The sequence below is a fragment of the Streptomyces minutiscleroticus genome, assembly GCF_014650875.1.
Lineage (GTDB): Bacteria > Actinomycetota > Actinomycetes > Streptomycetales > Streptomycetaceae > Streptomyces > Streptomyces minutiscleroticus.
Window position 1 is genome coordinate 13327 of sequence record NZ_BMVU01000034.1, and the last position, 26019, is coordinate 39345.

The 26019-nt window shown below is 74.0% G+C and carries 24 protein-coding genes and 1 tRNA gene; 13 read left to right on the forward strand and 12 right to left on the reverse strand.

Annotated features, from left to right (window positions below; translation table 11 throughout):
- Positions 1–2: 2 nt before the first annotated feature.
- From IE271_RS27210 to IE271_RS27225, 4 genes are all read left to right on the forward strand, one after another.
- Positions 3–1619, forward strand: a complete 1617-nt coding sequence (locus IE271_RS27210; RefSeq protein WP_190193088.1) for a glycerol-3-phosphate dehydrogenase/oxidase — start codon at positions 3–5, stop codon at positions 1617–1619.
- Positions 1620–1842: 223 nt separating this feature from the next.
- Positions 1843–2514, forward strand: a complete 672-nt coding sequence (locus tag IE271_RS27215; RefSeq protein ID WP_190193089.1) for a FadR/GntR family transcriptional regulator — start codon at positions 1843–1845, stop codon at positions 2512–2514.
- Between the two features lie 297 nt (positions 2515–2811).
- Entirely contained in the window at positions 2812–3858 is a 1047-nt protein-coding gene (locus tag IE271_RS27220; protein ID WP_190193090.1) for a PAC2 family protein, read from the forward strand.
- 674 nt (positions 3859–4532) lie between these two features.
- The gene (locus tag IE271_RS27225; RefSeq protein ID WP_190193091.1) at positions 4533–6302 is read left to right on the forward strand and encodes a S8 family peptidase; all 1770 of its coding nucleotides are present in this window, start codon (positions 4533–4535) and stop codon (positions 6300–6302) included.
- 56 nt (positions 6303–6358) lie between these two features.
- Here the strand turns inward: IE271_RS27225 and IE271_RS42340 are convergent, their stop codons facing one another.
- A complete protein-coding gene (locus IE271_RS42340; RefSeq protein ID WP_229919588.1) occupies positions 6359–6982 on the reverse strand; it encodes a hypothetical protein in 624 nt (207 codons plus the stop codon).
- Between IE271_RS42340 and IE271_RS42345 the strand changes: the two genes are divergently transcribed.
- The gene (locus IE271_RS42345) at positions 6953–7168 is read left to right on the forward strand and encodes a hypothetical protein (RefSeq protein ID WP_229919589.1); all 216 of its coding nucleotides are present in this window, start codon (positions 6953–6955) and stop codon (positions 7166–7168) included. The two genes, IE271_RS42340 and IE271_RS42345, sit on opposite strands and share 30 nt — an antisense overlap.
- A gap of 107 nt (positions 7169–7275) precedes the next feature.
- Here IE271_RS42345 and mshC read toward each other — a convergent pair whose 3' ends face one another.
- The 4 genes from mshC to IE271_RS27250 all read right to left on the reverse strand — a co-directional run bounded on the left by mshC (position 7276) and on the right by IE271_RS27250 (position 10831).
- On the reverse strand, positions 7276–8505 hold the full coding sequence (mshC, locus tag IE271_RS27235; RefSeq protein ID WP_190193092.1) for a cysteine--1-D-myo-inosityl 2-amino-2-deoxy-alpha-D-glucopyranoside ligase: 1230 nt from the start codon (positions 8503–8505) through the stop codon (positions 7276–7278).
- 149 nt (positions 8506–8654) lie between these two features.
- Complete coding sequence (locus IE271_RS27240; RefSeq protein ID WP_190193093.1) at positions 8655–9476, reverse strand: SCO1664 family protein; 822 nt, start codon at positions 9474–9476, stop codon at positions 8655–8657.
- Entirely contained in the window at positions 9440–10030 is a 591-nt protein-coding gene (locus tag IE271_RS27245; RefSeq protein ID WP_190193094.1) for a DUF3090 domain-containing protein, read from the reverse strand. The genes IE271_RS27240 and IE271_RS27245 overlap by 37 nt, the downstream gene beginning before the upstream one ends.
- Positions 10031–10129: 99 nt before the next feature.
- A complete protein-coding gene (locus tag IE271_RS27250) occupies positions 10130–10831 on the reverse strand; it encodes a histidine phosphatase family protein (RefSeq protein WP_190193095.1) in 702 nt (233 codons plus the stop codon).
- A 286-nt stretch (positions 10832–11117) separates the two neighbouring features.
- Between IE271_RS27250 and corA the strand changes: the two genes are divergently transcribed.
- On the forward strand, positions 11118–12116 hold the full coding sequence (gene corA, locus IE271_RS27255) for a magnesium/cobalt transporter CorA (protein ID WP_190193096.1): 999 nt from the start codon (positions 11118–11120) through the stop codon (positions 12114–12116).
- Between the two features lie 54 nt (positions 12117–12170).
- On the opposite strand, the gene IE271_RS27260 is transcribed toward corA, so the two are convergent.
- Entirely contained in the window at positions 12171–12959 is a 789-nt protein-coding gene (locus IE271_RS27260; RefSeq protein ID WP_190193097.1) for a ferritin-like domain-containing protein, read from the reverse strand.
- Between the two features lie 231 nt (positions 12960–13190).
- On the reverse strand, positions 13191–14246 hold the full coding sequence (locus tag IE271_RS27265; RefSeq protein WP_190193098.1) for an LLM class F420-dependent oxidoreductase: 1056 nt from the start codon (positions 14244–14246) through the stop codon (positions 13191–13193).
- A gap of 194 nt (positions 14247–14440) precedes the next feature.
- Here IE271_RS27265 and IE271_RS27270 point away from each other — a divergent pair, with 194 nt between their 5' ends.
- Together IE271_RS27270 and IE271_RS27275 are read left to right on the forward strand one after the other, a co-directional pair.
- A complete protein-coding gene (locus tag IE271_RS27270; protein WP_190193099.1) occupies positions 14441–15424 on the forward strand; it encodes an aldo/keto reductase in 984 nt (327 codons plus the stop codon).
- The gene (locus IE271_RS27275; RefSeq protein ID WP_190193100.1) at positions 15421–17799 is read left to right on the forward strand and encodes a helix-hairpin-helix domain-containing protein; all 2379 of its coding nucleotides are present in this window, start codon (positions 15421–15423) and stop codon (positions 17797–17799) included. The genes IE271_RS27270 and IE271_RS27275 overlap by 4 nt, the downstream gene beginning before the upstream one ends.
- Positions 17800–18118: 319 nt before the next feature.
- Here the strand turns inward: IE271_RS27275 and IE271_RS27280 are convergent, their stop codons facing one another.
- Positions 18119–18820: a hypothetical protein gene (locus IE271_RS27280; RefSeq protein WP_190193101.1), complete on the reverse strand. Its 702-nt coding sequence runs from the start codon at positions 18818–18820 to the stop codon at positions 18119–18121.
- Positions 18821–18867: 47 nt separating this feature from the next.
- Here IE271_RS27280 and IE271_RS27285 point away from each other — a divergent pair, with 47 nt between their 5' ends.
- The gene (locus IE271_RS27285) at positions 18868–19056 is read left to right on the forward strand and encodes a DUF5703 family protein (RefSeq protein WP_190193102.1); all 189 of its coding nucleotides are present in this window, start codon (positions 18868–18870) and stop codon (positions 19054–19056) included.
- Between the two features lie 100 nt (positions 19057–19156).
- Here the strand turns inward: IE271_RS27285 and IE271_RS43630 are convergent, their stop codons facing one another.
- The 3 genes from IE271_RS43630 to IE271_RS27300 form a co-directional block, all read right to left on the reverse strand.
- On the reverse strand, positions 19157–19999 hold the full coding sequence (locus IE271_RS43630; protein ID WP_190193103.1) for a chaplin: 843 nt from the start codon (positions 19997–19999) through the stop codon (positions 19157–19159).
- Positions 20000–20133: 134 nt separating this feature from the next.
- Entirely contained in the window at positions 20134–20367 is a 234-nt protein-coding gene (chpH, locus tag IE271_RS27295; RefSeq protein WP_190193104.1) for a chaplin ChpH, read from the reverse strand.
- Between the two features lie 177 nt (positions 20368–20544).
- Entirely contained in the window at positions 20545–21870 is a 1326-nt protein-coding gene (locus IE271_RS27300; RefSeq protein ID WP_190193105.1) for a M20/M25/M40 family metallo-hydrolase, read from the reverse strand.
- Between the two features lie 185 nt (positions 21871–22055).
- Here IE271_RS27300 and IE271_RS27305 point away from each other — a divergent pair.
- Together IE271_RS27305 and IE271_RS27310 are read left to right on the forward strand one after the other, a co-directional pair.
- Positions 22056–22140 (forward strand) — tRNA-Leu (locus IE271_RS27305).
- Between the two features lie 119 nt (positions 22141–22259).
- The gene (locus IE271_RS27310; protein ID WP_190193106.1) at positions 22260–22694 is read left to right on the forward strand and encodes a YchJ family protein; all 435 of its coding nucleotides are present in this window, start codon (positions 22260–22262) and stop codon (positions 22692–22694) included.
- Positions 22695–22736: 42 nt separating this feature from the next.
- On the opposite strand, the gene IE271_RS27315 is transcribed toward IE271_RS27310, so the two are convergent.
- Entirely contained in the window at positions 22737–23438 is a 702-nt protein-coding gene (locus tag IE271_RS27315; RefSeq protein WP_190193107.1) for a FadR/GntR family transcriptional regulator, read from the reverse strand.
- 149 nt (positions 23439–23587) lie between these two features.
- Here IE271_RS27315 and IE271_RS27320 point away from each other — a divergent pair, with 149 nt between their 5' ends.
- Positions 23588–24103, forward strand: coding sequence for a gluconokinase (locus IE271_RS27320; protein WP_190193108.1), 516 nt, complete (start codon positions 23588–23590; stop codon positions 24101–24103).
- Between the two features lie 435 nt (positions 24104–24538).
- Positions 24539–25936 carry a GntT/GntP/DsdX family permease gene (locus IE271_RS27325; protein WP_190193109.1) on the forward strand — a complete coding sequence of 466 codons (1398 nt, stop codon included), beginning with the start codon at positions 24539–24541 and terminating at the stop codon, positions 25934–25936.
- The last annotated feature ends 83 nt before the right edge of the window (positions 25937–26019 follow it).

The window sequence follows — 26019 nt, forward strand, 5'->3', positions numbered from 1 at the left end:
CCATGACCAGTCGGTCCACCCTGCAGTCCGTACCTGCCCTCGGTACGCACCCGGCCTCCGGCTCCCTCCCGAGCCGGGCCGAGACCCGGGAGCAGCTCTCCAAGGCGACGTACGACCTCCTCGTGATCGGCGGCGGCATCCTGGGCATCTCCACCGCCTGGCACGCCGCGCAGTCCGGGCTGCGGGTGGCCCTGGTCGACGCCGGTGACTTCGCCGGCGCCACCTCGTCGGCCTCCTCCAAGCTGCTCCACGGCGGCCTGCGCTACCTGCAGACCGGCGCGGTGAAGCTGGTGGCGGAGAACCACTTCGAGCGCCGTGCCGTCTCCCGCCAGGTGGCGCCCCACCTGGCGAACCCGCTCACCTTCTACCTGCCCGTGTACAAGGGCGGCCCGCACGGCGCGGCGAAGCTCGGCGCCGGCGTGTTCGCCTACTCCGCGCTGTCCGCCTTCGGCGACGGCGTCGGCCACCTGCTGTCGCCCGCCAAGGCCCAGCAGGACGTGCCGGAGCTGCGCACGGAGAACCTCAAGGCCGTCGCGGTGTACGGCGACGACCAGATGAACGACGCCCGGATGGCGCTGATGACGGTCCGCGCGGCCGTCGACTCCGGCGCGGTCGTGCTCAACCACGCCGAGGTGACCGGGCTGCGCTTCACCCGCGGCCGGGTCACGGGCGCGGACCTCAGGGACGGCCTGTCCGGCGACGAGTTCGGCGTGAACGCCCGCCTTGTGCTGAACGCGACCGGCCCGTGGGTGGACCACCTGCGCCGGATGGAGAACCCGGACGCGGCGCCGTCCATCCGCCTGTCCAAGGGCGCGCACCTGGTCCTCAAGCGCACCTCCCCGTGGAAGGCCGCGCTGGCCACGCCGATCGACAAGTACCGCATCACGTTCGCCCTGCCCTGGGAGGACATGCTGCTGCTCGGCACGACCGACGAGGAGTACGAGGGCGACCCGGCGGACGTCGCGGTCAACGAGAAGGACATCGCCCAGATCCTGGACGAGGCCGCCTTCTCCGTCCGCGACCAGCAGCTCAACCGCGACCTGATCACGTACGCCTTCGCCGGTCTGCGGGTGCTGCCCGGCGGCCCGGGCGACACCTCCAAGGCCAAGCGCGAGACGGTCGTCACCGAGGGCACCGGCGGCATGCTGTCCGTGGCGGGCGGCAAGTGGACGACGTTCCGCCACATCGGCCGCACGGTCATGAAGAAGCTGGAGGCCCTGCCGGGCCGGCCGCTCGGCGAGGACTTCGAGCCCGTCTCCGCGCTGCCGAAGAAGCTGCCGCTGCCGGGTGTCGCCAACCCGCGCGCGGTCGCCCACCGGCTGCTGGTCGACGGCCCGGCCCCGGGCCCGCGCATGGCACCGGACACCGCGAGGCACCTGGCGACGCACTACGGCTCGCTGGCGTTCGACATCGCCCGCCTGGCCAACGAGGACCCGGAGCTGGGCGAGCGCGTCCACCCGGACGCCCCGGAGATCTGGGCGCAGGTCGTCTGGGCCCGCGACCACGAGTGGGCCGAGACGGCGGACGACGTGCTGCGCCGCCGGACCACGCTGACGATCCGCGGCCTGGCCACCGACGAGGTGCGCGGCAAGGTGCAGGACCTGCTCGACAGGAAGTAGGCCCACGCCCGGCGGGAAGCGGTCCCGCCGCACACCCGCACCGCCCGCGAGGGGCGGCTCCCACCGGTCTCCCCGCCGGCGGGGGCCGCCCCTCGCGGCCGTCCGGGACCGCGGGCGCCGGACCGCGCTCCCCCGCCCCCTCCCGCGATCACCGCTCCGCCGCCCGCCCCGGGCCGCATAATGGGCCGTCGGGTCTGTGCGGCGACCGGAGGGGGAGCCCGCGATGGCGGTCACCGACGAGGCGATCGAGAAGATCAAGGAAATGATCGTCTCCGGCGCGCTGCGGCCCGGCGACCGGCTGCCCAGGGAGAGCGAGCTCGCCGCGGCCCTGGGGCTGTCCCGCAGCTCGCTGCGCGAGGCGGTGCGCGCCCTGGCCCTGGTCCGCGTCCTGGACGTGCGGCACGGCGACGGCACCTACGTCACCAGCCTCGACCCCGGTCTGCTGCTGGAGCCGCTGGGCTTCGCGGTCGCCTTCCGCCGCGCCGACTCGGTCCCGGAGTTCCTGGCCGTGCGCCGCGTCCTGGAGCCGGCGGCCACGGCGATGGCCGCCGTCCGTATCGGCGAGGAGCGGCTGGCGGAGCTGGCGGCCCTGCTGGACGGGCTGGGCGACGAGCCGTCCGCCCGGCGGCTGGCCGCCTGCGACGCGGAGTTCCACCGCGGCATCGCCCGGTCCGCGGGCAACTCGGTGCTGTGCTCCCTGCTCGAAGGGGTGTCCGGCGCGACGGTCCGGGCCCGCGCGGAGGGCGGCCCCGCGCACCGGGACGAGGTCGCCCGCGCGCTGTACGAGCACCGGGCGATCCTCGCGGCCCTGCGCGACCGCGACGCCGAGGCGGCCCGCTCCTGGGCCGCGGCGCACCTCGCGGGCACGGAGCGGTGGCCGCGCACGGCCTTCTGAGAGCTGCGTGGAAAACCCTCCGGGAGACCGCCCGGCGACCGTGCGGGTGAGCCGTACGGCGTCCCGAGTGATCGGATGTCTGGGGCGGCTCCCCGAACCCCGTCCGGGGAGCCGGACGGGGCGGCCGCGGACGGTGCGCAGGACCGCGGGGCGGCACGGAGTGCCGCCGGTACGTGTTCGGGCGCTTCGCACGGGGCAGTGATCCGTTCACTCCCCCGTGCACGGGGGCTGCGGGCGCCCCCGCCGCACGCCGTAAGGTTGGGGCGTACGCGAGGGCACGTCGGAAGGAGGCGCTGGGTGATCGAGCTCGAGGGGGTTCCCGAGCTGATCGACCCGGTCATGGTGGCCGCGTTCGAGGGCTGGAACGATGCCGGCGACGCCGCCTCCACCGCGGTCGCGCATCTGGACAGGGAGTGGAAGGGCGAGGTGTTCGCGGCGCTCGACGCCGAGGACTACTACGACTTCCAGGTCAACCGCCCCACCGTGTGGCTGGACAACGGCGTACGCAAGATCACCTGGCCGACGACCCGGCTCTCGGTGGTCCGCGTGGGCGGGGAGAAGCCGCGCGACCTGGTGCTGGTCAGGGGCATCGAGCCGTCCATGCGCTGGCGGTCGTTCTGCAACGAGCTGCTGGGCTTCGCCCACGAGCTGGGCGTGGAGCTGGTGGTGATCCTGGGCGCGCTGCTCGGCGACACCCCGCACACGCGCCCGGTCCCGGTCAGCGGGATCACCTCCGATCCGGACCTGGCCCGCACGATGGACCTGGAGGAGACCAAGTACGAGGGCCCCACGGGCATCGTCGGCATCCTCCAGGAGGCCTGCACGCACGCGGGCGTACCGGCGGTGTCGCTGTGGGCGGCCGTGCCGCACTACGTGTCGCAGCCGCCGAACCCGAAGGCCACCCTGGCGCTGCTCAACCGCCTGGAGGACCTGATCGACCTGCGCATCCCGCTGGGCGAGCTGCCCGAGGACGCGCGGGCCTGGCAGCTGGGCGTGGACCAGCTGGCGGCCGAGGACAGCGAGGTCGCGGAGTACGTGCAGACGCTGGAGGAGGCGCGGGACACCGCCGAGCTGCCGGAGGCGTCCGGCGAGGCGATCGCCCGCGAGTTCGAGCGGTACCTGCGCAGGCGGGACGGCGGCACCGGGCCGTCGGCCCCGTCGCCCGGCGGTCACGCCGTCGAGGGCGGCGACGCCCCGTACCTGCGGGACGGCCCGGGCGGGCGGCCCCGTCCGCCGCGGCCGCAGCGGCCCGGGACGCCCGAGGGCCCCGAGGAGCCCTCCGAGAGCCCCGGGTCCCCCGAGAGCGGGGACGACACGGGTCCGGAGGACTCGTCGGAGGACTGACCGCCGAGGGGCGGCGCACACCTGGTGTGCGCCGCCCCTCGTCTCCGTGCCACCGTGCCGGAGCCGCGCCCGCGCTTCCGTGCCGGCCGCCGGGCGCCAGCCGCCGGACCCCGACCGCCACATGCCGAACGCCGGTGACAGGGCGCCCCGCTGCCGCCTCGCCCTGCCGCCTCGCCCCGGCCTGTGGCGGGCGCCCGCGGGGGCCGCGGCGACCCCCGCCGGCCTGCATGGGAAGCGCCCAGGGCGTGCGCAGGAGCGGTACGCGCGGCGTCTGCCTGCGCGCATGCGGCCGGGCCGTCCGCGGCGTCCCCCGGGCGCTCGCATCCCGTCCCATGACAGGGGCCTCACGCCCTTTGGCCCGATTGCGGCGTGACATCGTTTTCCGGACGGAATGAACGGCGTTCCCTCTTCAACTTGTTTTCAAACGCAGTTGGCGCACTCGGGGGTGGACGAGCGGGCCCGGGCGTAGCAGGGTGTGCCCCGAAGGCGCGGTCCGGCGAAACGGGACAGCAATAGAGCGACCCCTTCCAGTACCTGTTCCAATACCGGTGTTCAACGCCCGTACCAGCACCCGTATACGACCATGCCCCACCGTTTCGTTCCTGGTTCCGCCGTACGTTTTCGAGCCCGTCCTCAGCACACGCACTCGCACGGACCGAAGGGAGCGGTACGCGATGAGCGACCAGGTACAGCCGGCACAGGGTCCGGGAACGTCCGGACCGGGGCCCGAAGGAGCGGGGTTCACCTACCGAGGAGCCGAGGAGGAGCTCATCGTCGTGGCACGGGCCGAGGCCCGGCTGCGCGCGGGGGCCGAGGGGGTCCGTTCGGCGTCCGGCGCCGACGTGTCGGCCCTCGACATGTTCCTCAGCGACGAGCAGCTCCGTCTCGAACCTCTGTTCGGCAGCGAGGAGCGGCTCCAGTCCGGGCCGCAGGTGCCCGGCGCCGGGTCGGTGCCCGACCTGGCACTGTTCTACCGGGTCCGCGGCGTAGAGAGCCGCGCCCAGGAGCTGCGCTCGCGGATCGCGGCGCTGCCGGAGATCGACACCGCCTACGTGAAGCCCGGCGCGGTGCCCGCCTCGGTGGGCCCCTTCGGCCAGAGCGCGGTGGGTCCGTTCGGGCAGAGCAACGGCGACGGCGGGCGCGAGCGCAAGGAGGGCACTCCGGTCACGCCCGACTTCAGCGGCCGCCAGGGCTATCTGCGGGCCGCGCCCGAAGGGGTGGACGCCCACTGGGCCTGGCAGCGGCCCGGCGGGAGCGGCCAGGGCGTCACCGTGATCGACGTGGAGGGCGCCTGGCAGCTGGGCCACGAGGACCTGGCCGGCAAGCTCGCGGGCGTCGTCGCGGGCACCCCGGTCCAGGACATGGCCTGGCGCAACCACGGCACCGCCTCCCTCGGCGTGCTCGGCGGCGACCGCAGCGACTACGGGATCACGGGCATCGTCCCGGACGCGGTCACGGCGACCGCCTCCGTGCAGGGCATCGGCCCCGCGGCCGCGATCCACGCCGCGGCCGAGCGGCTGAGCCCCGGGGACGTCGTCCTGGTCCAGATGCACGCCCCCGGTCCGCGCTTCGACTACGAGCAGCGCGAGGACCAGCGCGGTTACATCCCGCTCGAGTGGTGGCCCGACGTCTTCGCGGCCGTGCGGTACGCGACCGCCAAGGGCGTCCTCGTGGTCGCGGCCGCGGGCAACGGCGCCGAGTCGCTCGACGACGCCGTGTACGAGCGCCGCCCCGACGAGTTCCCGGAGTGGTGGCGCAACCCCTTCAACCCCTCCAACCAGTCCTCCGGCGCGGTCCTGGTCGGAGCCGGCGCCCCGCCTCCGGGGACGCACGGCCGCGACCACGGCCCCGACCGCTCGCGCCTGGCGTTCTCCAACTACGGGTCGCGCGTGGACGCGCAGGGCTGGGGCCGGGAGGTCACGACCACCGGCGGCTCCTGGGACCGGCCCGGCGACCTGCAGGGCGGGGCCGAGGAGATCGCCTGGTACACGGACACGTTCTCGGGAACCTCCTCCGCCTCCCCGGTGGTGGTCGGCGCACTGGCCGCGCTGCAGGGCATGCTCAAGGCGGCCGGCCAGGAGCCGATGTCCCCGGAACGCGCTCGCGCGGTACTGCGGGCCACGGGCTCGCCGCAGCAGGACGCGCCTGACCGGCCCGCGTCGCAGCGGATCGGCAACCGGCCCGACATCAAGGCCGCGGTCACCCAGTTGCTGCCCCAGGCGGTCGGCTCCGGCCAGGCCGAGCGGTTCTGGGACGAACTGCTGCCTTATCCGCGTGAGCTTCCGCCCAGGATCCGGCTGTTCGTGGCCGGCGACTGGCGGAATCTGAACAACCCGTCCCCCGGCATCCGCCAGGCGGTGCACACCGCCTTCGCGGGAGGACGGCCCGACGTACGCGTCTGGTTCTCGGACGACGAGATCGTCGGCCTGGTGGTCACGGGCTGAGGGTCCGGCCGTCGCGGTCCGGCGCGTTCGCGCACCATCCGATGCACGCCAACCAGTCAGGGAAGGTGGCACACCGCATGAGCACCACCCCGCAGATGTACCAGCAGGGACAGCAGCAGCCTTACGGGCAGCAGCAGGGCATGGGCCAGCAGGGACCGAGCACGGCTCCTCCGCAGTTCGGGCAGCAGGGCTACGGCCAGCAACTGCAGCAGCCCTTCGGGCAGCAGGGGTTCATGGGTCAGCAGCAGCCCTTCGGCCAGCAGGGCATGGGCGAGCAGCCGTTCGGGCTCGGGCAGCAGGGCATCGGTCAGCAGTACGGCCAGCAGCCCTACGGCCAGCAGGGGTTCATGGGTCAGCAGCAGCCCTTCGGCCAGCAGGGTCTCGGTCAGCAGCCCTTCGGCCAGCAGGTCATGGGCCAGCAGGTCCCGCAGCACCTGCTCCAGCAGCTGCAGCAGCTCGGTCAGCAGCAGCCCTTCCAGGGGCTGCTGCAGCAGATGGGCCAGCAGCAACAGCAGCCGTTCGGACAGCAGCAGCAGGACCAGCAGGCGCAGCAGCAGGAGCAGCAGATCCAGCAGCAGATCCAGCAGGTCCTGGTCGCCGCTGTCCAGCAGGTCGTCCAGCACGTCCAGCAGCAGCGCCTCGCCTCGGGCGTGGCGGACGCCTTCATCAACGTCGTCCACCCGCTGCAGGGGCACTCGCGCCACATCATCCTGCGCATCAACGGCCAGCTCCGCGTCCTGCAGTCCCCGACCCCGGACGCCCTCGTGGAGGTCCAGCAGGCCTTCGCGTACCAGCAGCCGGTCATCGGCGTCTGGGACACCCAGTCGCCGCACGTCCTGCGCAGCGTGCGGATCCAGCGGGTCTGACGCGCCTGCCGCCCGTCCGTACGTGAGCGCGTGAGCGCCAAGGGGCGCCTCCCCGTCCGGGGAGGCGCCCCTCCTGCCGTCCGGCGCCGACGGCGGAACCGTTTACGTCACAGCGCCACGCCGAGGAGCGCGTCCACCGCCCGCGTGACGACGCCGGGGGCGCCCTCGTCCGTGCCGCCGCGCTCCTGCTGCTCCGCCGCCCAGCGGTCGACCGCGGCGAGCGCGGCCGGGGCGTCCAGGTCGTTCGCGAGGGCCGTGCGGATCTCCTCGACGAGCGCCTCGGCCGGCGGGCCGTCGGGCCGCGACACGGCCGCGCGCCAGCGCCCGAGCCGGTCGACGGCGTCCTGGAGCACCTGGTCGGTCCACTCCCAGTCGCTGCGGTAGTGGTGGGCGTGCAGCGCCAGGCGGATCGCCGCCGGGTCGACGCCGTCGCGGCGCAGCCGGGAGACGAAGACCAGGTTGCCCTTGGACTTGGACATCTTCTCGCCGTCCAGGGCGACCATGCCGGCGTGGACGTACGCCTTGGCCATGGGGAACTCGCCGGTCAGGACCTGGGCGTGCGAGGCGCCCATCTCGTGGTGCGGGAAGACCAGGTCGGAGCCGCCGCCCTGGACGTCGAAGCCCATGCCGAGGTGGTCCAGGGCGATGGCGACGCACTCGATGTGCCAGCCGGGGCGGCCGCGGCCGAGGGAGCCGCCGTCCCAGCTGGGCTCGCCGTCGCGGGCGGCCATCCACAGCATCGGGTCGAGCGGGTTCTTCTTGCCGGGGCGGTCCGGGTCGCCGCCGCGCTCTGCGGACAGCAGCCGCATGGCGGCCGCGTCCAGGTGGGAGACCTCGCCGAAGTGCGGGTCGGCCTCCACGGAGAAGTAGACGTCGCCCTCCAGCTCGTAGGCGGCCCCGGCCTCCTTGAGCCGCTCGACGAGCGGGACGATGGCGGGTATCGCCTCCACGGCGCCGACGTAGTGCTTCGGCGGGAGCATCCGCAGGGCCGTCATGTCCTCGCGGAAGAGGGCGGTCTCACGCTCGGCCAGACCGGCCCAGTCGACCCCGTCGCGCTCGGCGCGCTCCAGGAGCGGATCGTCGACGTCCGTCACGTTCTGGACGTAGTGAACCTGCCGCTTGGTGTCGAGCCACACACGCTGGACGAGGTCGAACGCGTTGTAGGTCGCCGCGTGACCCATGTGGGTCGCGTCGTACGGCGTGATGCCGCAGACGTAGATACGGGCGACGGGACCGGGGGCGAGGGTGATCGGGCCACCGGTCGCGGTGTCGTGGATCCTGAGGTCGCGGCCCTTGCCGGGAAGGGCGGGGACCTCGGAAGCGGGCCAGGCATGCATGTCTTGAGCCTAACCGGACGGATGTTCCGTATACGAACCGGACCAGGCCCGATGTCCGGGAAGGCGCTCTTGCGCGTCCGTCGGCGATGTGCCTCGCAGCGCTCCGCGCCGTCCAGGGCCCGGCCGGCGCGGCGGCCCCGGGGCGGGGTCTACACCGGCGGCCAGGGGATCGCCGGCCACTCGCCCGAGGGCTCCGGGTGGCGCCCGGAGCCGAGCAGGGCGGCGACCCGCGCGCGCGTGGCGTCCAGCTCGGCCGGGGTGATCAGCTCGGCCAGCCGGGTGGCGAGGGGCCCCTGCGGGGACAGCGTGTCCGCCATCCGGCCCAGCACGTCCAGCGCCTCCTGGGTGAGGGGCTCCCCCGCCCAGCCCCACAGCAGGGTGCGCAGCTTGTTCTCGGTGTGGAAGGTGACCCCGTGGTCGATGCCGTAGAGCCGGCCGTCCTCGGCGGGCAGCAGGTGCCCGCCCTTGCGGTCGGCGTTGTTGATCACTGCGTCGAGCACGGCGAGCCGCCGCAGCCGCTCGTCGTCGGCGTGCACCAGCAGGGCCGTGCGGCCCTCGTCGACCTCGGCGAGGCCGATCGCCTTCCAGCCCTCCCCGGGCTCCTCGCGGTCCACGAGGGCGAGGAGCTCCGCGCCGCCGGGCGCCGGCTCGACCCACAGCTGGCACATGCCCTCGCCGTAGGGGCCGTCGCGCTCCACGGTGACCGGCACCAGGCCCCAGCCGGTCGCCTCCGACACCTCGTACGCCGCGACCTCGCGCTTCGCCAGGGTGCCGTCGGGGAAGTCCCACAGCGGGCGCTCCCCGGCGACGGGCTTGTAGACGCAGGCCGCCGTCCTGCCCTCGTACGACACGTCGCAGAGCAGCACCGCGTTGGAGGCCTCACGGATCTGGCCGCGTACCGTCAGCTCGCCCTTCGCGAGCAGCTCGGCCGTGGTCACGCTCCGCGGCGGTATCCGTTCTGGCGCGGACATACGTGTCCTTCCGGGTCGAGCGGGAGACTGCACAGCGGGCACGGCGGGCGGCCGGCGTTGACGACGTCGAGGGCGCGCTTGGCGAAGGCCCGCGCCTGGGCGCCGGTGAGCCGGACGCGGAGCATCGGCGGGCCGTTCTCCTCGTCCTGGAGCAACCGTTCCTCCGCGGCGGCGAGGTCCTCCTCGGAGTCGGCGTCCAGCTCGACGAGCGCCTGCGCCTCGACGATCATGCGCTCCTCCTCACCGTCCCAGGCGAGGGCCATCGTGCCGACCCGGAACTCCTCCTCGACGGGCGTGTCGAGCGGAGCGGTGTCGGCGACCTCCGTCGGGGCCACGGCCGGGACGGGGGCGCTGCCGCCGGAGCGGCGCACGACCTCGTCGAGCAACTCGTCCATCCGTTCGGCCAGCGCCGCCACCTGCGTCTTCTCCAGGGCCACACTGGTCACCCGGGGCCCGGCCGTCGCCTGCAGGAAGAAGGTACGGCGCCCGGGCAGCCCGACCGTACCGGCCACGAAACGGTCCGGGGGGTCGTAGAGGAACACCTGACGGGACACGTCCTGTCTCCATGGGATCGACTGAATCTGCCGTCGAGCGCGTCCGCCGCCGACAACTGCTGCGCCGTCTCGACCGCTTCACCCTACTGCGCCCGACGATCACGGTGCGCCCGCATCGCCCCCTACCGTGGCGTCGCCACCTGCCGCGGCGTCGGCGCCGGCCTCCGGGCGCGGCGCGAGCGACGCGAGATCGCCGGTGTCCCCGAGGCGCACGAGGAACGGCCGCAGCCGTGTGTAACGGATCGCCGTGATGGAACACGGTTCTACGGAGATCCGCTGAAAGAGGTCCAGATGCAGCCCGAGCGCGTCCGCGACGAGGGACTTGATGATGTCGCCGTGCGAGCACATGAGGTAGACCGCGTCGGCGCCGTGGTCGCGCTCGACGCGCGCGTTCCACTCGCGCACCGCCTCGGCGGCCCGCGTCTGCATGGCCCGCATGGACTCCCCGCCGGGGAACGCGGCGGCGGACGGGTGCGCCTGGACGACCTCCATGAGCGGCTCGTCCGCCAGCTCGGCCAGCTTGCGCCCCGACCAGTCGCCGTAGTGGCACTCGCCGATGCGGTCGTCGGTGTGGGACCGCAGCCCGGGCCGCGCCTCCAGGAGCGGGCGCACGGTCTCCTGGCAGCGCTGGAGGGGGCTCGCGACCACCTCCGCGAGAGGCAGGCCGGCGAGTCGGCGGGGCAGCTCGGCGGCCTGCGCCGCGCCGCGCTCGTCGAGGGCGACGCCGGGCGTCCACCCGGCGAGCAGTCCCGCGGTGTTGGCGGTGGAACGTCCGTGCCGGACGAGGAGCAGTGTGGGCATGCCGTCCACCCTAAGGCCGCACCGCGCGCTTCCCGCGGGCACGCGGGCCCCGGCCCGTCCCCGCGGCACCGGCGGCCCGCCCGGCCCGGCGGACGGCCGTCCCGGGGCCGGGCGGGCCGTCCGCGGGCCCGGCGCGCGGCCCGGGCGCACGGACGGCGTGTGCATGACCGCCCGCTCCGCGGACAACCGGAGTACCACCGCGGGCCGGACGGGCGTCCGGCGTGCTGACACGGGTCCGGCGGACGACCGGGCCCTCATCGACCGCGGCGACGGGAGGCTGCGCTTCGTGATCGTTGACTGTGCCATCTACCGGGACGGACAGAGGGCCGAGGGGGCCGGGGACTTCTCCGCCGCCCTGGACACCGCCCGCGCCGACAGCGGCGCCTTCGTCTGGATCGGGCTGCACGAGCCGACGGAGGACGAGTTCGACCGGGTCTCGCAGGAGTTCAAGCTGCACCCCCTGGCCGTCGAGGACGCCCTCAAGGCCCACCAGCGGCCCAAGCTGGAGGTCTACGACGACTCGCTGTTCATGGTCCTCAAGCCCGTGACGTACGAGCCGAAGAGCGACGAGGTGTCCTCCGGCGAACTCATGATCTTCCTGGGCGACTCCTTCGTGGTGACCGTGCGGCACGGCGAGGGCGCGCCGCTCGACGAGGTGCGCGACCGCCTGGAGCGGAACCCGGACCTGCTGCGGCACGGCCCCACGACGGTGCTCCACTCGATCACCGACGCGACGGTCGACCACTACCTGGACGTGGCCACCGAGCTCCAGACCGACCTGGAGGAGCTGGAGACGGAGGTGTTCTCGCCCACCGACGGCGGCTCGCGGGACATCGCCTCCCGGATCTACACCTTCAAGCGGCAGATCCTGGAGTTCCGCCGGGCGACGGGCCCGCTGGCGCCGCCGCTGTCCAGGCTGTCGGGCAACGGCCAGTTCGCCCCGGCGGTGCCCTTCGTCGACGACTCCGCGCAGCCCTTCTTCCGGGACGTCAGCGACCACCTCACCCGGGTGAACGAGTCGGTCGAGGGCCTGGACCGGCTGGTGTCCGACATCCTCTCGGCGCACCTGGCGCAGATGAGCGTGCGGCAGAACGACGACATGCGGAAGATCTCCGCGTGGGCCGCCATGGCCGCGGTCCCCACCATGATCGCCGGTATCTACGGCATGAACTTCGAGCACATGCCGGAGCTGCGCTGGACGTGGTCGTACCCGGCGGCGGTGGCCGTGATGGTCGTCCTGGAGGTCCTGCTCCACCGGCTCTTCAAGCGGCGCGGCTGGCTCTGAGGCGGCGCCCGGCCCCGTGCCGGACGGCCGGTCGCGCGGTCCCGGGTCCGGCCGTCACGCGAACTCCGGGGCGGCCTTCGCGGGGCCGCCCAGCGCGTCGCGCCGCTCCGGCATCCGCAGCGACACCATCCGCCGCCAGCCGCCCAGCCGCTCGTACGCGTAGACGGCGTGGATGCCGGCGGCCAGCAGCGCGGACCTCGTCCTCGGCCAGCCGAGGAGGCGCCCCATGCGGTCCATCACGGCGAGGCTGACGTCGCGGTGGACCCGGATCTCGACGAGGGCGCACTCGCGCAGCGCCCGCCGGATGTCCCGGCCGTACCCGGCGGCGGCCAGGCGCAGCAGCTCCTCGTTGCTGTAGGCGAGGTGGTCGTCCTCGTCCTCGGAGATCATCCGTACCGCGCGGCCGATGTCGGGGCGGCCGGAGAAGTGCCTGCGCAGCAGCCGCATCTGCTCGGCGGCGCGCTGCTCGGTGACCCGGCTGTGCGCGAGGTAGGTGACGACGTCCCGCACGCCGAGCGCCTCGTCGCCGCGGAGCCTGTCGTGCGCGAGGCCGATGCCGTGCCGCTCCAGGAGCATCGTGTAGTCGGTCTCGGGCGGGACCTCGACGGGTTCGAGGCCGCGCTTGCGCAGCAGGGCCCTGAAGATCCGTCCGTGCTTGTCCTCGTCGGCGCCGTGCCGGGCGATCCTGGGCGCGAGCTCCCGCTGGCTCTCGGGCACGAGCGCGGCGATGCGCGCGTTCTCCCAGCCGCCCTGCGACTCCCCGCTGGCGGCGACGGAGCAGAAGAGCCGGAACGACTCGTCGCCGTCGAGGATCTCCTGGAACAGACTCCTGGCCGAAAGCATCACTGCCGCCTCCTTGCGGGACTGCGCCTTGCGGCGAGTCAAATGCGCAGGCGAGGGGGGTGGCAACAAGCGTGCCCGGCAATTGCGCCGAACGGCGGACCCAAGGGCCCCGAGGCGGGCGTAACCCGAGGGGCGCGGGCGCGTTGTTCTACGTAACGGCCGTGGCGGGGAAGACCCCCGAGCCCCCACCACGGCCGCAGGAATTCCCCGCCCCCGCGGGTGTGCCGTGCGTCAGGCGAGGCCGGCGCGCTCCAGAGCCTCGGCTCCTGCCCGCAGGGAGGCGACGCGCTCCTCCAGGGTGAGGCCCGCGGGGGCCAGCGTGAGGGTGGTGACCCCGGCCGCGGCGTACGCCTTCATCCGGTCCGCGATGCGGTCGACGGAGCCGAGCAGCGTCGTCTGGTCGATCAGCTTCTGCGGGATCGCGGCGGCGGCGCCGTCCTTGTCGCCGGCCAGGTACTTGTCCTGGATCTCGGCGGCCTCCTTCTCGTACCCCATGCGCTGGGCCAGCCGGTTGTAGAAGTTCTGCTTGCGGCTGCCCATGCCGCCCACGTAGAGGGCGGTGTAGGGGCGGAAGACGTCGGCCAGCTCCGCCACGTCCTTGTCGTCGCCGACCGCGAGCGGCAGCGTCGGGCAGACGTCGAAGCCCTCCATGGTCAGGCCCGCCCTCTCCCGTCCGGCGCGCAGGTGCTGCACGGCCGTCTCCTCCAGGTGGTCGGCCGAGGGGAAGATCAGCAGGGCGCCGTCGGCGATCTCGCCGGTCTGCTCCAGGTTCTTCGGGCCGATCGCGGCGATGTAGAGCGGGATGTGCTCGCGCTGCGGGTGCACGGTCAGCTTGAGCGGCTTGCCCGGGCCGCCCGGCAGCGGCAGCGTCCAGTGCTCGCCCTCGTGGGACAGGCGCTCGCGGGACATGGCCTTGCGGACGATCTCGACGTACTCGCGGGTGCGGGCCAGCGGCTTGTCGAACTTCACGCCGTACCAGCCCTCGGAGACCTGCGGCCCGGAGACGCCGAGGCCGAGGCGGAAGCGGCCGCCGGAGAGCGAGTCGAGGGTCGCGGCGGTCATCGCCGTCATCGCGGGCTGGCGGGCCGGGATCTGGAAGATGGCCGAGCCGACGTCGATCCGCTCGGTCTGGGCGGCCACCCAGGACAGCACGGTGGCCGCGTCCGAGCCGTACGCCTCGGCGGCCCAGCAGACGGCGTAGCCGAGCCGGTCGGCCTCCTGGGCGACGGCGAGGTTGTCCGCGTCCATTCCGGCACCCCAGTAGCCGAGGTTGATCCCGAGCTGCATGGCCGATCCCCTTACTCATCTACTCATCAGTAACGTCCCTTGTCCGGGCACCCTAGCGCGCCGTCGGCCGGGGCGGCAGACGCAGGGCGCACGGGGCCCGCGGACGGGTCGTCCACAGGCCGTGGGCCGGGGTGGCGCGAAGGTTGTCCACAGGCTCCCCACGTACTGACATCCGGCCAGTAATGTCAGCCGACATGGAGCAGAGGCATCTCGGCCGCACCGGCCTGCGCGTGTCCCGGATCGGACTCGGCACCCTGACGTGGGGCCGGGACACCGGCGAGCACGACGCCGCGGGCCTGTTGAAGGTCTTCTGGGAGGCGGGCGGCACCCTGGTCGACACGGCCGACGTGTACGGCGACGGGGAGGCCGAGTATCTGCTCGGGCAGCTGATGGAGCGGCTGGTGCCGCGCCGGGACCTGGTGATCTGCACGAAGGCGGGCAGCCTGCCGGACCCGGAGCGGCGCGTCGACGGTTCGCGCGGGCACCTGCTGGCCGCGCTCGACGCCTCGCTCGCCCGCCTCGGCACCGACTACGTGGACCTGTGGCAGGTCCACGCCTACGACCCCGGGACACCCCTGGAGGAGACGCTCCAGGCCCTCGACACAGCCGTGAACAGCGGCCGCGTCCGGTACGCCGGGGTCTCCAACTTCTGCGGCTGGCAGCTCGCCAAGGCGGCGACCTGGCAGCTGGCCGCGCCCGGCACGCGCACCCGGCTGGCCGGCGCGCAGATGGAGTACTCGCTGCTGCAGCGCGGCATAGAGCGCGAGGTGCTGCCCGCCGCGATCGACCTCGGGGTCGGGCTGCTGCCCTCCTCCCCCCTGGGCCGGGGCGTCCTGACCGGCAAGTACCGGCACACCACACCCACCGACTCGCGCGGCGGGTCGGAACACCTGGCGCCGTTCGTCGCGCCGTACCTGGACGACGCGGCGAGCCGCATCGTCGACGCGGTGGCGACCGCCGCGGACGGGCTCGCGACGACCCCGCTGCACGTGGCGCTGGCCTGGGTGCGCGACCGGCCCGGCGTGGTCGCGCCCGTGGTCGGCGCGCGCAACGCCACGCAGCTCACGGCCGCTCTGTCAGTGGAGAGCCTTAGTCTTCCTGACGAGATCTGCCGGGCTCTCGACGACGTGTCGGCGCCCGTGCACCGCTATCCCGACCAGGACTGGAGCACGCTGTGACCACGGACCCCGCTGCCACGGAGGGACCCGAGCCGGAGAGCCCGGGGGCGGGCCCGGACCCGGTGGCGCCCGCGAACGGCGCGCCGGACGCCGACGCCGGGGACACCGCTCCGGCCGGGGACGGCCCGGCCGCCGGGGACGGCGCCGGGGACGAGCCACCGGCGCAGGCGGACGGCGCGGGAGCCGGGACGGCGGACGGCGGTGACGACGGCGACGGCGGGGCCGCGACGGACGGGGCCGCCGGCGAGCAGGCATCGGAGGCCGCACAGGTCTCGGAGACGCCGGGGACCTCCGAGCTGACCGAGGCCGAGGCGGAGCTGGCGGCACAGCGGGAGTTCCGGGAGCGGATCGAGCGCCGCAAGGCCGAGAAGAAGGGGCCCGTGGAGAGCGGGACCAAGCTGAGCGGCACGGCCGCCGACCTGCTGGCGGCCGTCCGGGCCGTTGAGGGTGGCCAGAAGCCCCGGGCCAGCGTCTTCGACGACAGCGCGCCCGAGGCGCGCAGGCCCGTGCCCGAGCCGGTGCGCCGGCCGCAGACCGAGGCGGCGGCCGACGCGGCGGGCCGGCCGGCCGCGGCCCCGGAGACCGTCGACGCCGTACGGCGCGTGCTGGCCGCGGGCGGTGCGCCCGAGGCGCTCGCCCCCCAGGCCGCCGCGGTCCTGGGCGAGGGCGCGCAGGACGCGCTGCGGGAGGACCCCTGGCAGCTGCTGCGGGTCGCCGGGGTCCGCCCCGAGCAGGCGGACGGCTTCGCGCGGGCGCTGCTGGGCGCGGAGTGCGGGCCCGACGACGAGCGGCGCGGCCGGGCGGTCACCGTCTGGCTGCTGGAGCAGGCGGCCCTCGCCGGACACACGGCCCTGGAGGCGGCGGCGCTGCGGGCGGCGCTGGCCCAGCGCGCGGTGCCCGACCCGGACGAGGCCGTGCAGAGCGCCGTCGCCGAGGGCGAGGCGCTGGTCTTCCAGGACGCGCTGGACGAGCCCGGCGCGCCGCGGCCCTCCGAGGCGGAGCAGGAGGAGGGCGAGCAGGAGCGCCCGGTCCGCGTCCTGATCGGTCTGGAGCGGTACGCGCTCGCGGAGGAGAGCCTGGCCGACGGCCTGGCCCGGCTGGTGAACTCGCAGCACAAGGACGAGGACCGCGGCGCGGACTGGGAGGCGGCGGCCGACGCCGTCCGGGGTTCCGCCGCCGAGCTGATCCGGACCGCCGCCGGCCACGGCCTGGTGCTCCACACCGGCGGCGAGGCCGCGCGCGCGGAGCCGGCGGCGCTGGTCGCGGCGGCGCGCTCGCTGGGCCTGCGCGCCTGGGCCGCCACGCACACGGCGGACGGCCGGGACCGCTTCGCGCGGCTGCTGGCGGACGCCTCACCGGCCGCGGCGGAGTCCGCGGGCGGACCGGACGGGTCCGGCGCGGACGGTCCCGCCTCCGGTGACGCCGTGGCGACCGTCGCCGGACTGCTGTCCGGGCACGAGGGCCCGGGACGGGACGCCGACGGCGCCCTGGACCTGGACCTGCTGGTCGTCCTGGACGCCCCGCAGCTGGACGTGGAGGCCGCGGCCATGGTGGTCGAGTCGCTCCCGGACGGGGCCCGGCTGGTGCTGAGCGGGGACCCGGGGGTGCTGTGGTCCGCCGGGCCCGGACGGGTCTTCGCGGACCTGGCCGCGGCCCGCGTGTGCCCGCAGGTGGCCTCCCGCACCCCGGACCCCGGCCCGATCGGCGAGCTGGTCTCCGGCATCGGCGTCGGCGAGCTGAACCAGGTCGACGCCCCCGGCAAGGAGGTGGTGATCGTCCCGGTGCGCGACGCCGGCGAGGCGGTCCACCGCACGGTGCAGCTGGTCGCCGACTCGGTGCCCCGGGCGATCGGCGTCCCGGCCGAGCAGACGCAGGTGATCACCCCGGGCCACGGCGGCGCGGTGGGCACGCGCGCGCTCAACGCCGCCCTCAAGGAGCGGCTCAACCCCGGCCCGGGCCGCTTCGGCGGGTTCGACCTCGGGGACCGGGTGGCGTACACCCCGGCACCGGGCCGTACGGCGCCGGGCCGCGTGGTGGGGGCCGACGCCGACGGGCTGCACCTGGAGTGCGCGGGCGTCCGCGTCGCCGTGCCGAGGGAGCGGGTGGAGCAGACGGTGCGGCACGGCTGGGCGCTCACCGCGCACCAGGCCGTCGGCTCGCGCTGGCCGGCCGCGGTCGTGGTGCTGCCCGGCGACGCGGCGCAGGCGCTGAGCCGTCCCTGGGTCTACACGGCCTTCGGCCGCGCCGAGCGCCATCTGTCGGTGGTCCACGGCGTGGAGCAGGCGCTGCCCCGCGCGGTCGCGGAGGTCTCCGCCAAGCCCCGCACCACCCGCCTGCCCGTCCTGCTCAGGACGCAGATCCCGGCCGCCGGCTGAGCTGCTCGGCCACCGGGCCACGCGAAGGCGGCGCCCGCCCCGGCCGGCCTGACGGGTGCCGCCCGGCCCGCGGCGGGGCGGACGCCGCGGGCGGCTCCGCGCGGGCGACGCGCGAGGCCCTCAGGGCGGCACGAGGTGTCCGGGACACACGGGTGTGCGGGGACGCACGGCCGTCCGTACGCCGTGCGGCCGTCCGTACGACGCGGTCGTGCACACGTACGCCGAAGGGCCCCTGCCCGGGGCCGTCCCTCAGTGGGGCCGGCAGCCGGGCGGGGCCCTTCTCCTGTCCTGTCGAGGCCGCGCGTCGCGCGGTGCCGCCTCAGCGGCGGTCCGCGTCCAGCGGCTCCAGGTCCTCGTCCTCGTCCAGTTCCTCCTCCAGGTCCGGGACGAGGTCCTCCTCGATGTCGTCGTCCGCGTCGTCGTCGAAGACCGCGCTGACGTCGAAGCGGCACACGACCCGCTGCGGGTCCGCCTGCTCGAAGGGGGCCTCCAGCCACTCCCCCGGCTCGGCCGGCTCGTCGGCGGCGGTCACCCACAGCGTGGAGTCGCCCTCCTCCAGACCGAACTCCTTGTGCCGGGAGGCGATCTCGTCCGGTTCGAACTCCCCGAACAGCACGCCCAGCGCCCCGTGCACGGTGGCGGCGCCCGTGTCCGGGTCCGCGGCGTCCTCCCCCTCCACGGCCGCCACCCGCTGGGCCTGCGCCAGCAGCCGCTGCGGCTCCACCACGGCGTAGTCCCGGCGGATCAGCACGCTCAGCGCGTTCGGCTCCTCGGGTCCCGTGTACGGCGGCATGTCCTCGGCGCCGGGGATCTCGAAGGGCGTGACCTCGTCGTAGCGGTCGTACAGGAGCTCGTCGTACTCCTCGGCGGCCGCGGCCAGCTCGTTGAACGCCTCGTAGACGGCCGGGTCGTCCTCGCCCGACCTGCGCTCGACCGCCGCCAAGTGACGGTCGAGCGCAGCCTTGACCGCCTCGGCGGCGGCGCGTACCTCGGCAGCGGTGGGCTGCGCAGCATCAGACATAGTGCAGACGCTATCCGTACCGGCCCCGTGCCCGCACAATAGATGCGATGCCGGAATACGAATTTGTCGACGTGTACGTACCGCGCGGGGTCTCCCGCAAGGAGACGACACGTCTGCTGACAGACCACGCCGAATACGGACACTGGGAGCTGGACCGCCTCAGCCTGCGCCCCGACGGCAGCCGCAAGGTGCGGCTGCGCCGGCGGATCATCCGCCAGCTGCGCGCGACATGGTGAGGAAAGGCGGCCGAAACGGATCGGGTCCCGCGCGTGCGGGACCCGATCCGTTGCAGGTGGTACGGGGTGCTTGGCCCCGCTGTGTGACCGAATGTCCCCTCTATGCCGCCGAGCGTGCCTTGCGGTAGAGCAAAGCACCCGCCAGCAGGGCGCCCGCGCCGACGGGCAGGACCATGCCGACCGGCAGGTCGCTGCCGGTGGAGGCGAGCTGGGAGCTGCCCCTCGGCTGTGTGACGGCCTGGGCGTCCACCTCGTTCGGCTCGGAGGCGCCCGGGTGGGAGCCGCCCGGGGACGAGGGCTCCTCCGGCGTACCGGGCTGCTCGGGCGTACCGGGCTGCTCGGGCGTGCCCGGCTGCCCGGGGGTGTCGTGGTCGCCCGAAGGGGGCGTGTCGCCGTCGCCGGGAGGCGGTGTGTCGTCGCCGGACGGCGGGGTGTCGTCGTCACCCGGGGGCGGTGTGTCGTCGCCCGGAGGGGGCGTGTCGTCGCCGCCGGGGGGCGTCTCGTGGCCGCCGCCGCCGCTGTTCCCGCAGTCGTTGCCGGTGACCGCGTTGCCGAGGCCGCCGACGGTGACGGTGTTGCCGCAGACGTTGACCGGCACGTCGACGGGGACCTCGACGTGGTTGCCGGAGCCGACGCCGGGCGAGTCGCTCGTGTGGCCGGCGGCCTGCGAGCCGCCGCCGGAGGAGCCGTGGGAGCCGCCCCCCTCGTCGGCGCAGCTGTTGCCGGACGCCGGGTTGAGCAGACCGATCACGTTCACGGTGTTGCCGCAGACGTTGACCGGGACGTGCACCGGGACCTGCACCGTGTTGCCGGACAGCACACCCGGGGAGTTCGAACCGGACCCGCTCGCTCCTGCGTCGGCGTGCGCGTAGCCGCTGGCGGCCGCCAGCACACCCGTCGCGGCCGCCACCGTCATCAGGCCCTTGCGAGTGACCTGTCGCATAGTCTTCCCTGCCTCGGTACTTCAGAGATCCGCACGTGCCGTGTGCGCGTGCGCGGTATGCCCGACGACCCCGGAGCATGTGGGAGGTGCTCCGGGGCCGCGGACTCAGACCCTCACGTGAGTGGGGCGCGACGTCACACGTTGGTGCAGGTGTTGCCGAAGGCGGGGTTCAGCAGCCCGATCACGGAGACCGTGTTGCCGCAGACGTTCACCGGGACGTGGATCGGGGCCTGGATGACGTTGCCGGAAAGGACGCCGGGAGAGTGCACGGCGGCGCCCTGCGCTCCCGAGTCGGCGGCGGCCACACCCGCGCCCGCCAGAACCAGCCCACCGGTGGCAGCCGCAGCAGCGACGACCTTCTTGATCATTATTCCTCCTCATAGGGACCGCGACCCCCAACCGCGGATCGCACTACCTGTAACGAGGAAGGAGTAATGGAGCTACGAGCTTATCGTCGGATTCACTCTTCCCGGTGGACTTCGTACGCCTTGCCGATTACCTGAAGTTCCTTGTTCCGCGGCCGGGTGGGCCAGGAGGCCGGGTGCTCAGGAGGCGTCGATGAAGCGGTCGAGGACCCGGACGCCGAACTTCAGGCCGTCGACCGGGACGCGCTCGTCGACACCGTGGAACATGCCCGCGAAGTCCAGCTCCGGCGGCAGCTTCAGCGGCGCGAAGCCGAAGCAGCGGATGCCGAGGTCGTCGAAGGACTTGGCGTCGGTGCCGGCCGAGAGCATGTAGGGCACGGCGCGCGCGATCGGGTCCTCGGCGGACAGCGCGGTCTGCATCGCGTCGACCAGGGCGCCGTCGAAGGTGGTCTCCAGCGCCTTGTCGGCGTGCACGTCCTCGCGCTTCACCCGGGGGCCGAGGATGCGGTCCAGGTCGGCGAGGAACTCCTCCTCGTACCCCGGCAGGTAGCGGCCGTCGACGTGGGCGGTGGCCTGCCCGGGGATGACGTTGACCTTGTAGCCGGCGCCGAGCTGGGTGGGGTTGGCGGTGTTCTGCAGGGACGCCCCGATGAGCTTGGCGATGCCGCCGAGTTTGGCGAGCGTCCCGTCCATGTCCTCCGGGTCGAGCTCGGTGCCGAGGGCGTCGCCGAGCTCGTCGAGGAAGTGGCGCAGGGTCTTGGTCACGCGGACCGGGAACTTGTGCCGGCCCAGGCGGCCGACGGCCTCCGACAGCTCGGTGATGGCGTTGTCCCGGTGGATCATCGAACCGTGCCCGGCGGTGCCGTCCACGGTCAGCTTCATCCAGTGCATGCCCTTCTGCGCGGTCTCGACGAGGTACAGCCGCAGCTTCTCGTTGACCGTGAAGGAGAACCCGCCGACCTCGCCGATCGCCTCGGTGACGCCCTCGAACAGGTCCGGGTGGTTGTCGACGAGGTGGCGGGCGCCCCAGGTACCGCCGGCCTCCTCGTCGGCGAGGAAGGCGAGGACGATGTCGCGCGGCGGCTTGCGGCCGCTGCGCAGCCGGTCGCGCACGACCGCCAGGGTCATCGCGTCCATGTCCTTCATGTCGACGGCGCCGCGGCCCCAGACGCAGCCGTCCGCGACCTCCCCGGAGAAGGGGTGGTGGGTCCAGTCCTGGGCGTTGGCCGGGACGACGTCGGTGTGGCCGTGGATGAGGAGGCCGGGCCGCGAGCGGTCCTCGCCCTCGACCCGGGCGACCACGGAGGCGCGCCCCTTGTGCGATTCGAAGATCTGCGGTTCGAGCCCCACCTCGGCGAGCTTCTCGGCGACGTACTCGGCGGCCTTGCGCTCGCCCGGCCCGGAGTGGTCGCCGTAGTTGCTGGTGTCGATCCGGATCAGCTCGCGGCAGAGGTCGACGACCTCGTCCTCACCGGTGACGCCCCTGGTCGTGTCCGACTCGCTCACGCTGCTTCCTCCCGCGCTCACTGCTGGTGGTCCCCCTCATCCTCCCTCTCCGGCTCCGCGGGCCCAAGGCCGGGCCCGGCCCGTCACACGCGGTTCACACCCGGCGGCCCGTGATCGGGGGACTCCGAAAGCCTGGTAATGTTTCCTCTGTCGCCGCGGGGGAAACCCCGCACGGCGAACACCTTGTCCGGGTGGCGGAATGGCAGACGCGCTAGCTTGAGGTGCTAGTGCCCTTTATCGGGCGTGGGGGTTCAAGTCCCCCCTCGGACACAGAGCGGAGGAGGGCCGCGACCACGAGGTCGCGGCCCTCCTCCGTGTCGTACGGCGGCCGGACGCGCGGCTTGCCTCCGGGCGGGGCGGGACGCCCCTCCCCCGGGCCGACCGGCACAATGGCGGGCATGTCCCGACGCAGCTCCCGCCCGGCCCGACGGCCCGCGCGCACCGCCACTCCGCCGTCCTCCCGCGCCTGCCCCTGCGGCTCGGGCGGGACGTACGCGCAGTGCTGCGGCCGGTTCCACCGGGGCGAGGCCGCCGCGCCCACCGCCGAGGCGCTGATGCGGTCGCGGTACAGCGCCTTCGCCGAGCGGGACGAGGCGTACCTGCTGCGGACCTGGCACCCGCGGACGCGGCCGCCGCGGGTGGAGTTCGAGCCGGGCCTGCGGTGGACCGGCCTGGAGATCCTCGCCACGAGCGGCGGCACGGCCTTCCACACCACCGGCACCGTCACCTTCCGCGCCGGCCACGCCGGGGGCGAGCTGCGCGAGCACAGCCGCTTCGAGCGGGTCGGCGGGGCGTGGGTGTACGTGGACGGGGACGTCGGGTAGCTCCGGGCGGTCCCCGTACCGGCCGCCCGGCGGCCGGGTCGCTCAGGGCGCCAGGACGTCCAGTTCCCGGAGCGCGCCGACGGCGATCTCGCGGGTGAGGCTCTCGGCGCGGTCCGCGTCGCCCGCGCGGACCGCCTCCGCGACCTGGACGTGCAGCGTCACGGCCGCCGGGTCGGGGTCCTCGAACATGACCTGGTGATGGGTGCGGCCCGTCAGGACCTCGGCGACCACGTCGCCGAGGCGCGCGAACATCTCGTTGCCGGAGGCGTTGAGGACGATCCGGTGGAAGGCGACGTCGTGCACCAGATAGCCCTCGAGCTGCTGGCCGCGTGAGGTGGCCACCATGCCGAGCGCGCACTCGGTGAGCTCGGCGCACTGCTCGGCGGTGGCGTGGCGGGCGGCGAGGCCGGCGGCGACCGGTTCGACGGCGGAGCGCAGCACGGTCAGGGAGCGCAGCTGGCGCGGGCGGTCGGCGCCCGCGAGGCGCCACCGGATGACCTGCGGGTCGTAGACGTTCCACTCGGCCGTCGGGCGGACGGTGACGCCGACGCGGCGGCGGGACTCCACCAGGTGCATGGACTCCAGGACGCGGACGGCCTCGCGCATGACGGAGCGGGACACCTCGAAGCGCTGGGCCAGCTCGTCCGTGCGCAGCACGCTGCCCGGCGGATACTCGCCCGCTGTGATCGCCGGTCCGAGGGTGTCCAGTACATGGCCGTGCAGCCCTCGGCCCCGTGTGCTCATGGGGTCAGCGTACGAGGAGGGGCGCGGGAACAAAAAGTCAGACTTTTACATCACAGACTCTTGAATTAGTCAGACCTAATGCGTTTCAGTGGCGTGAACGGACGCAACGGTCCACGGCGTCCGATGTCGATGAAGACAGCGAGGCAGTGATGAGCACCCCCCACGTCGTCGTAGTCATGGGCGTGGCAGGCACCGGGAAGACCACGATCGGTCCCCTGCTTGCGGCGCGGCTCGGCGTTCCGTACGCCGAGGGCGACGACTTCCACCCCGAGGCCAACATCGCCAAGATGTCGGCCGGGACGCCTCTGACGGACGACGACCGGTGGCCGTGGCTGGACGCCATCGGCGCCTGGGCGCACGGACGTGCGGGGCAGGGCGGTGTGGTCAGCTGCTCGGCGCTGAAGCGGAGCTACCGCGACCGGCTGCGGGCCGCGGCTCCCGGCGTCGTCTTCGTCCACCTGGCCGGTGACCGGGCCCTCATCGAGGGCCGGATGGCCCAGCGGCGGGGGCACTTCATGCCGACGGCGCTGCTCGACTCCCAGTTCGCCACCCTCCAGCCGCTGGAGGAGGACGAGGCGGGCGTCGCCGTGGACGTCTCCGGCGGCCCCGAGGAGATCGCCGACCGGGCCGTGACCGCACTGCACGACCTGAGGACGCCGCGCTGAACCGGCGCGGTGGCGCGCGTACCGCACCCGGTACGGCGCCGCCGCGGTGCGGGGCCCGCCGGGACCGCGTTCGCTCACCCCGGTCCCGGGGACCCCGGTGAGCGATGGTCCCCGAGGCCGCCGCACGCCTTCGGCCCGCGCGGGCCGGCCGCGTACGGACGGGCCCGACCGCCCTCGTACGCAACGGTCCGCGAGGACCGCGCACCACCAGGTCCGTGAGGACCACCGCGCACCACCGCGGCCCGCACGGGCCGCCGCGCACCACCGCGGTTCGCGCGGACCCCGTACGGACGGGGCCCGCGCGGGCCACCGGAACACCGCGGTCCCGCGGGACCGCAGCCGCCCGCGTCCGGGTGTGCCGCGCACCGTCGCGGCACGGCACCGGCACGGGAGGCACCTCCCCCGCCCCCACCCGTAACCATGCAAGGAAAGACCGTGACCAGTCTCAGCGTCGAGATGCTGGCAGCGGATGCCGTCGAGCCGATCACCTCGGCGGGCCATGCCCAGCTGGGCATCGCCGTCCTGGCGGGCATCGCCGTCATCGTCCTGCTCATCACGAAGTTCAAGCTCCACGCGTTCCTGGCGCTGACCATCGGGTCGCTGGCGCTCGGCGCGTTCGCCGGGGCGCCGCTCGACAAGGCCATCTCCAGCTTCACCGCCGGTCTCGGCTCGACCGTCTCCGGCGTGGGCGTGCTGATCGCCCTGGGCGCCGTCCTCGGCAAGCTGCTCGCGGACTCCGGCGGTGCCGACCAGATCGTGGACACCATCCTCGCCAAGGCGGGCGGGCGCTCCATGCCGTGGGCGATGGTGCTGATCGCCTCGGTGATCGGCCTGCCGCTCTTCTTCGAGGTCGGCATCGTCCTGCTCATCCCGGTCGTGCTGATGGTGGCCAAGCGCGGCAGCTACTCGCTCATGCGGATCGGCGTCCCCGCGCTCGCGGGCCTGTCCGTGATGCACGCCCTCATCCCGCCGCACCCCGGCCCGCTGGCCGCGATCGACGCGGTGGACGCGAACCTCGGCCTGACGCTGGCGCTCGGCGTCCTCGTCGCGATTCCGACCGTGGTCATCGCCGGTCCGGTGTTCTCGAAGTACGCCGCCCGCTGGGTGGACGTCGCCGCGCCGGAGAAGATGATCCCGCAGCGCGCCTCCGAGGACCTTCAGAAGCGGCCCGGCTTCGGCGCGACCATCGTCACCGTGCTGCTGCCGGTCGTGCTGATGCTGTCCAAGGCGCTGGTCGACATCGTCGTCGACGACCCCGGGCACACCGTGCAGCGGGTCTTCGACGTGATCGGCTCGCCGCTGGTCGCGCTGCTGGCGGCCGTACTCGTCGGCATGTTCACGCTGGGCCGCGCGGCCGGGTTCACCAAGGAGCGCCTCTCCACGACCGTGGAGAGGTCGCTGGCGCCGATCGCGGGCATCCTGCTGATCGTCGGCGCGGGCGGCGGCTTCAAGCAGACGCTGATCGACTCCGGCGTGGGCCAGATGGTCCTGGAGATCTCCAAGGACTGGTCGATCCCCGGGCTGCTGCTCGCCTGGCTGATCGCCGTGGCGATCCGGCTCGCGACCGGCTCGGCGACCGTCGCCACCATCTCGGCGGCCGGTCTCGTCACCCCGCTCGCGGCCGACATGTCGAGCACGCACGTCGCGCTCCTGGTCCTCGCCATCGGCGCCGGCTCGGTGTTCTTCAGCCACGTCAACGACGCGGGGTTCTGGCTGGTCAAGGAGTACTTCGGACTGAACGTCGGACAGACGGTCAAGACCTGGTCCGTGATGGAGACGGTCATCTCCGTGGTCGGCGTCGCCGTGGTCCTGCTGCTGTCCCTGGTGATCTAGCCCCGCTCCCGGACCGGAGCCGCGCGGTGGTTCCGGTCCCTTGCGGAGCCGCGCGACGGTTCCGGTTCTCGGCCGGCGCCGTA